Genomic DNA, 6,291 nt, shown 5'->3' on the forward strand with positions numbered 1-6,291 from the left:
CCACCACGGCCGCCGTGGAGCCCTGGCTGATGCGGGACCGGGAGCGGTATCTGGCCTCGATCGAGGCGTGTCTGCGGGAGCTGCGCGCCGGGGCCAGCTATGAGATCTGCCTGACCAACTCCGCCTGGCTGCCCGCCCCCAGCGACTCTTACGCCTTCTACCGGGCCCTGCGGCGGTTCAACCCGGCGCCGTACGCCGCCTATCTGCGGTTCGACGGCACCGATGTGGCCTGCGCCTCCCCCGAGCGCTTTCTGCGCATCACCCCCGACGGCACCGCCGAGGCCAAACCGATCAAGGGCACCGCCCCGCGCGGCCAGAACCCGGAGAAGGACGCGCGGGCGCTGGCCGCCCTCGCCTCCAGCCCCAAGGCCCGCGCCGAGAACCTGATGATCGTGGACCTGCTCCGCAACGACTTGGGGCGGGTGTGCGCGTCGGGCAGTGTGTATGTGCCGCGGCTGATGAACACCGAGACCTACGCCACCGTCCACCAGCTGGTCTCCACCGTGCGCGGCCGGCTGCGCCCGGAGACCAGCTCCGTCGACGCCGTCCGGGCCTGCTTCCCGGGCGGCTCCATGACCGGCGCCCCCAAGCTGCGCACGCTGGAGATCATCGACTCGCTGGAGACCGAGGCCCGCGGTGTGTACTCCGGGGCACTCGGCTACCTCAGCTGCAACGGCGCGGCCGACCTCAACATCGTCATCCGCACGGCCGTGTTCACCGGCGGCCGGATGCACATCGGCGCGGGCAGCGCCATCGTCCTCGATTCCGACCCGGCCGAGGAGTACAAGGAGATGCTGCTGAAGACCGCCGCCACCATGCGCGCCTACCAAGCCGTGGAGCCCGCGTCCGGCGGGGAGATCGACGATCTGCTGGTGGCCGCCGCCGCGGCGCCGCCCGCCCCCGCGGCGGAGGAGCTCGGCCGGTGACCGCCGTATCGGTGTCCGCCCCGCCCATGCCCATCGGGCCCACCGTCTCGGCCAATGTGGCCGCGCATCTCGCGGCGCTCGCGGACCGCCGCGGCTGGTCCGGCCGGGCCGCCTTCCTCGAGGGCCACCGGGTCTGGACCCACGGCGAGGTCCACGACCGCGCCGAGCGCGCGGCCACCGTGCCGGCGGGCCGGGGGGTGGCGGCCGGTGACCGGGTGCTGCTGGCGTTACCCGACGGCATCATGTGGGTGGCCACGTTTCTGGCCGCCGCCCGGCTGGGCGCCGTGGCAGTGCTGGTCGACCCCGCGCTCACCGCCGACGACCACCGCTTCATGGCCGAGGACTCGCGCGCCGCAATGGCCGTCTCCGGCCCCGGTCTCCAGGACCACTTCGACGGCGTCCCCTGGCTGGGCGCCGACCAGTTGCCGGCCCTGACCGGCCCGCCCGCCACGCTGGGCTCGGCGGCCCCGGCCCCGGCGGCCGAGCCGGTGACGGCCGCCACCCCGCTGTACATCCAGTACACCTCCGGGACCACCGGCCGCCCCAAGGCGGTGGTCCACAGCCATGGCGATGTGGCCGCCTATCACGACCTGGTCGGGCAGGAGGTGCTGGACATCGGCCCGGCGGACGTGTCGTTCTCGGTGTCCAAGCTGTTCTACGCCTACGGCTTCGGGAACGCCTTCGCCTTCCCCCTCTTCTCAGGGTCGGCCGCGGTGCTCACCGCGGACCGCCCCGGCCCTGCTCTCATCGACGACCTCGTGGCCCGGCACCGGGTGACCCTGCTGTACTCGGTGCCGTCCTCGTACGCCGCCCTGGTGGACGAGCGCGGTACCGGCCACGCGGCCTGCTTCGCCTCCGTCCGCGCGGCGGTCAGCGCGGGCGAGTGGCTGCCGCCCGCCCTCGGTGAGCGGGTCGTTGAGCTGCTCGGCGTACCGGTGCTGGAGCAGATCGGCTCCACCGAGGCGGGCCACGCCTTCTGCGCCAACACGGTGTGGGACAACGCCCCCGGCACCCTCGGCCGTCCGGTGCCCCGCTTCGAGCTGGAGCTACGGGACCGCGAGGGCGGGGTAGTGGCGGACGGCGCCGACGGCTCGGCCGAGGGCGAGCTGTGGGTGCGGGGCCCGACGGTGGTCACCGGCCGCCCGGAGGACGGCGGTTGGCTCGCCACCCGGGACCGGGCCCGGCGCGAGCGCGACGGGACCTATCGCCATCCTGGCCGGGTGGACGACCTGGAGATGGTCGGCGGGATCACCGTGTCGCCGCTGGAGGTCGAGGAGGTGCTGCGGCAGCACCCGGCGGTGCGGGAGGTGGCGGTGGCGGCCGTCCCCGACGAGCGGGGCGCGACCCGGCTGCGCGCCTATGTCGTACCGACGGCCGCCCCGGGTGACCGGGCGGCCGGCCCGGAGGGCTCGGGCAACCCGGACGGCCCGGACGGCCCGGCGGTGGACGAGGAGACCCTGACGGCCGATCTGTCGCGCTGGCCCGGCGGCGGCTCGCCGCCTACAAGGCGCCGCGCACCGTACGCCTGGTGGCCGCGCTGCCGCGCACCCCGACGGGGAAGCTGCGGCGCCATGTCGTCCGCACGGGCCGCTGGTGACGGGTCACACCGGCTTGCCGGCCGCGCCCGGGCGCGCGGCCCCCTGACCGACTTCGAACGATGAGGACCTCGATATGTTGCAGCGGCTTCTCCCCGAGCGCGGGTTCTATCTGGGGCTGATGTTCCAGGAGGCTGCGGCCCGGCACGGCAGGGTCAGGGTGACCCTGGACCGGCCACTGGACGTCGCCCCCGACGCCGGTACCGACCTCGGATACACCGAACTGGCCGATCTGGTCGACGACCTGGCCGCCCGGCTGTGGTCGGCGGGGGTGCGCCCGAGTGAGCATGTGGCGATCCTCAAGGGTGACAACGTCGACATCGTGCTGCTGACCTGTGCCGTCTCCCGGATCGGCGCGGTCCCGGCGCTGCTGTCGCCCTCGCTGGACGGGCAGGTGGCCGCGGTGCTGCTGGACCGGCTGCACGCCCCCTGGCTGATCACCGACCGGGCGACGCTGGAGTCCACGCTGAGCACGGTGGACACCACCCTGGCCCGGGGCGTGCTGACGGTGGACGAGGCGCCCGGGAACACCATCGCGCTGGCCGCACTCGCCGGGGTGCCGCGCCGCCCGGCCATCCGGCTCCACCCCCGGGAGCCCTCGCTGATCACCCACAGCTCGGGGACCACCGGCATACCGAAGCTGGCCGTGCACTGCCCGCACACCATGTGGAACCGGCTGGTGCCCCAGCAGGCGCTGGGCCGGGCCACCCGCGGGGAGGCGGCCGCGCTGCACATGTCGTTCGCCCACTCCCGCGTCTACCATCTGCTGGGCGTACTGCTGCACTTCGGCAGCCCGCTGCTGCTGCTCGTCGACCCCGACCCGGCCCACGCCGGCCCGCTGCTGGCGGCGCACCGCCCCGGCATCGTGGAGACGCATCCCAACACCTATGTGCTGTGGGAGGACCTGGCCGACGCGCCGAACGGCCCGCTGTCCAACGTCCGGGCGTACGGCTCCACGTTCGACGCCATCCACCCCCGTACGGTGCGGCGGCTGCTCGCCGCGTCCCGGCGCCGCGACCCCCGGCTGATGCAGCTGTACGGGCAGAGCGAGACCGGGCCCATCGCCTTCGGCTGGTACACCCGGCGGGGCGCGGACCGGGTGGAGGCACGGCGGGTGGGCACCGGCATCCCCGGGTTCACCCGGATCCGGGTGGTGGACGAGCGGGGCCGCAAGTGCCCGCCGGGTGCGACGGGGGCCATCGAGGCGCGCACCCGCGGCCGGATCCTCACCTATCTCGGCGCGCCGGAGAGTTACGCCCGGCAGGTGGACCGGGGCTGGTGGCGGATGGGCGACATGGGCTACCGCGACCGGTGGGGGGCGCTGTATCTGCTGGACCGCGAGGTGGACCAGATCTCCACCGTGGACAGCACCCTGGAGGTGGAGGACGAGTTGCTGTCGCGGTTCGCCGACCTCCGCGAAGTGATCATCGTCCACGGTCCGGGGCGCGAGCCGGTACCAGTGGTGTGCACCCGGGGGAACGAGCCGCTGGACCCCGACAGCTGGCGGCGGGCGACCGAGGATCTCCCGGCGCTGGCCGAGCCGGTGCAGTGCCGCTTCGAGGATCTGCCGCGCACCGCCACCTGGAAGATCAAGCGGCTGGAGATCGCCCGGCAGCTCGCCGCGGGTGAGCTGCCCACCCTGTCCACCGCACCGGTCGGTGGCTGACATGGCGGCGGGTAAGGACAGTGGCCCGGTTCTGGTGGTGGGCGCCGGGCCGGTCGGGATGACGGCGGCGCTCACCCTGCGCGCCGCCGGGCTGCCGGTCCTGGTGCTGGAGGCCGGGGCGCGGGACCGGGTACGGCCCGGCAGCCGCGCGCTGTTCGTCCACCGGCGGTCGCTGCGGCTGCTGGAGCGGGCCCGCCCGGGACTGGGCCTACGGATCGCGGCGTACGGAACCACCTGGCGCACCCGGCGCACCCTCTACCGCGGCCGCGAGGTGTTCGCGCAGACCTTTCCGCGGACCTCCGGGGACGACGGGGCCACGGCCCTGCCCGCGTTCACCAGCCTGCGTCAGGTGGACACCGAGCGGTTCCTCCACGAGGCGTGTGCGGAGGCGGGCGTGGAGTTCCGCTTCGACGCCGAGGTGGACGAGGTGCGCGCGGACGGCGACGGGGTGACGGTGACCGACAGGGCCGGCGGGAGCTGGACGGCCGGCCATGTCATCGCCGCTGACGGGGCCCGTTCGGGGGTGCGCGAGGCGCTGGGCATCCCGCTGGAGGGCACCCAATCCGACGGCTGTCACGTGGTCGTGGACGTGGCGGATCCGCCCGGCGGCGACCTGCCGGTGGAGCGGGTCTTCCACTACGAGCACCCCGGCACCGGCGGCCGCACCGTGCTGCGGGTGCCGTTCACCGGGGGCTTCCAGATCGATCTGCAGTGCCGGGCGGACGATCCGCCGGAGTCCTTCGGCACCGAGAAGGCGCTGCGCCGCTGGCTGCCCCGGCTGGTGGGCGAGGACTGCGCCCACCGGGTGCTGTGGGTGTCGCGGTACCACTTCCTGCGCAAGGTCGCCGCGTCGTTCGCGGATCCGTCCGGCCGGGTGCTGCTGGCGGGCGAGGCTGCGCATCTGTTCCCGCCCTTCGGGGCCCGCGGGATGAACAGCGGGATCGCGGACGCCGTCGCGGCGGCGGAGGCGGTGTCGGCGGCATGCTCCGAGCCATCGCGGGGACCCGCGACGGTGGCCGGGTACGCCTCCGCCCGCCGGAGCGCGGCCCTCTACAACAGCGAGGCCGCCGGGGCGGCCCTGGACCATTTGCGGCCCCGGCCGTGGAAGCGGGCGGCCCAGCGCGCGGCGGCCGCCCTGTCCCCGGTGGTCCCCCGCTGCGGGGAGTGGCTGGAACGCGCCCCTTACGGCCCCCGGGGCGGCCCGGCGCGCGGCTATTGACCGGCAATCCAGCGAGTACGGCTAATCCAGCGAGCGCGGCCGGGAACCCGGCCGGACAACGGAACAGCGGAACAACGGAACGCGGACGAAAGCAACCGGGGCAGCACGGCACCGGACATCGAGCACATCGAGCACATCCAGCACATCGAGAACGTCGAGCACATCGGGACGGAGACGTGGAAGCGGACATGGTCGCCACACAGAACATCGGTCACGCCGACGCGTCGGACCAGAAGCAGTGGACGCTGATGTGGCGCGAGGACGGCGGGCTGATGCCCTCCCGGGCGGTGCCGGACAGCGCGCTGCTCGCCGCCGACTCCTGGCTGGTCGACGACGGGCGGGTGCGCGGGCTCGACCACCACCGCCGCCGGTTCGTCGCCGCGTGCGTCGAGGCGAGCGGCGACTCCCCCGCCCGGATCGAGAGCTTCTGGCGCGACGCGATCGCCGCCCTGCCCCGCACCGAGCGCTGGTTCCCACGGGTCGAGCTGGCCGGTCCGGAACCGGCCCGGCTGTTCCTGCGGGTCCGGCCCGCGCCGCCGCGGACGGTCAATGTGACCGTGTGCCTGACCGAGGAGTTCGACCCGCGGTCGCATCCCCGCCGCACCGGCCCCGACCTCTCCCTCCTGGCGCATCTGCGGGAGCGGGCCGCCGCCCGCGGCGCGCAGGAGCTGCTGCTCACCACGGCCTCCGGGCTGGTCCTCGAGGGCACGGCGGCGAGCGTTCTGTGGTGGGAGGACGACGTGCTGTGTCTGCCGCCCCCGGAGCTTCCGCTGCTGGCGGGTGTGACCTCGGCCCTGGTCCAGGACCGGGCGGCCGAGCTGGGCGTCCGCACCGAGCACCGCCGCCGCACCGTGCAGGAGCTGGACGGCCGCGAGGTGTGGCTGG

At 74.5% G+C, this 6,291-nt stretch carries 5 protein-coding genes; all 5 read left to right on the forward strand.

Going from position 1 to position 6,291, the window contains the following annotated elements; all coding sequences use genetic code 11:
• The coding region (pabB, locus tag GWI24_RS38820) for an aminodeoxychorismate synthase component I (RefSeq protein ID WP_210950735.1) at window positions 1–926 on the forward strand (926 nt) is incomplete at its 5' end.
• Window positions 923–2,587: an AMP-binding protein gene (locus tag GWI24_RS38825; RefSeq protein WP_308344238.1), complete on the forward strand. Its 1,665-nt coding sequence runs from the start codon at window positions 923–925 to the stop codon at window positions 2,585–2,587. The genes pabB and GWI24_RS38825, both read left to right, overlap by 4 nt.
• Window positions 2,588–2,597: 10 nt before the next feature.
• Window positions 2,598–4,187: a class I adenylate-forming enzyme family protein gene (locus GWI24_RS38830; protein ID WP_210950736.1), complete on the forward strand. Its 1,590-nt coding sequence runs from the start codon at window positions 2,598–2,600 to the stop codon at window positions 4,185–4,187.
• Between the two features lies 1 nt (window position 4,188).
• Entirely contained in the window at window positions 4,189–5,406 is a 1,218-nt protein-coding gene (locus tag GWI24_RS38835) for an FAD-dependent monooxygenase (protein WP_210950738.1), read from the forward strand.
• A gap of 188 nt (window positions 5,407–5,594) precedes the next feature.
• Window positions 5,595–6,291 (forward strand): aminotransferase class IV (locus tag GWI24_RS38840; RefSeq protein WP_210950737.1); only part of this gene is annotated, 697 nt, incomplete at its 3' end.

The sequence above is a fragment of the Streptomyces sp. MK37H genome (genome assembly GCF_018035285.1).
GTDB lineage: Bacteria > Actinomycetota > Actinomycetes > Streptomycetales > Streptomycetaceae > Streptomyces > Streptomyces endocoffeicus.